The 892-nt window shown below is 60.2% G+C and carries 2 protein-coding genes; one reads left to right on the top strand and one right to left on the bottom strand.

Annotation, left to right across the window (positions count from 1 at the left end):
• Positions 1 to 162: 162 nt before the first annotated feature.
• Positions 163 to 489, bottom strand: a complete 327-nt coding sequence (locus FV242_RS33975; protein ID WP_147942041.1) for a hypothetical protein — start codon at positions 487 to 489, stop codon at positions 163 to 165.
• A gap of 157 nt (positions 490 to 646) precedes the next feature.
• Here FV242_RS33975 and FV242_RS33970 point away from each other — a divergent pair.
• A partial coding sequence (locus FV242_RS33970) for a hypothetical protein (RefSeq protein ID WP_147942040.1) occupies positions 647 to 892 on the top strand: 246 nt, incomplete at its 3' end.

Raw genomic sequence — 892 nt, 5'->3', positions numbered from 1 at the left:
AACTGCGCAATCGCGCGGACAAGGCTCACTTAAAAGCAGGCGAAACCCGGAAACCCGAGAAACAAGTCGTCCTGCGGAAGCGCTTCAGGTTGTACGCAGAGGCAGCCTTTCATCTCAGGCAACACCTTCACCGCAAAGACGACAAGTAGTTCGAGTATGATATTATCGGGCGAACGGTGCGTCGGGCTTATCGGCCGGATGGTGTTGCGGCCCGTCGTAGTCGACCGATGGGACTGACCGCGTCGGGGCCGGCGCATCCTTGAAGGCATCGGCTGAGGTCGCCGTCACCCGTTGATATGCCCCGTCATGGACGCGGCGCATGATCGAATGCGCGAGGGAGGCCGTCTTTGGATCGGTCGCCGCCAGATCGACGGCGGCGAAGGCTTCCTTGAGCAGCGTTTCCGCGATTAGGAGCCAGTCGGCCGCTGCGCCGTCCTGCCGGTCGAACAGTTTCAGCATGAAGGCGCGGACATGCGGCGCGGCCGTCAAGGCCGTTGTCGGTTTTTCCTGCCTTGCCGGTCGCGGCGTATAGCGTGGGCCTTTTGCCATACTCGAACTGTATATCCGAAAGATTAAAATCGGCTATACGCAACAACATTTCCCGAAATCTGTTCTATCTTTGTTCCTATTCATGGAGGCAACATAGATGGACTACAGCAAGATTTACCGGGACGTGGCCCATTTCGGCGTATGGGCGCATGACGGTGCCGATCACCACGGCAAGCAGGACGCCATGGCGATCCTCGCCGCCGCCGTCGAGCAGACCGAGGAGCGCGATTTCAGACACGACAGGGACGTGCTGGAGGCCCTCGACTATTTGACCGACCTTGCGGGCCGCCTTCCGCCAGCAACCGCCTACAGGGCCGCCCTGGCGATCCAGCACCCTATCGAG

It is taken from the genome of Methylobacterium sp. WL64, from assembly GCF_008039945.1.
GTDB lineage: Bacteria > Pseudomonadota > Alphaproteobacteria > Rhizobiales > Beijerinckiaceae > Methylobacterium.
This window is presented reverse-complemented; position numbering and strand designations above follow the sequence as displayed.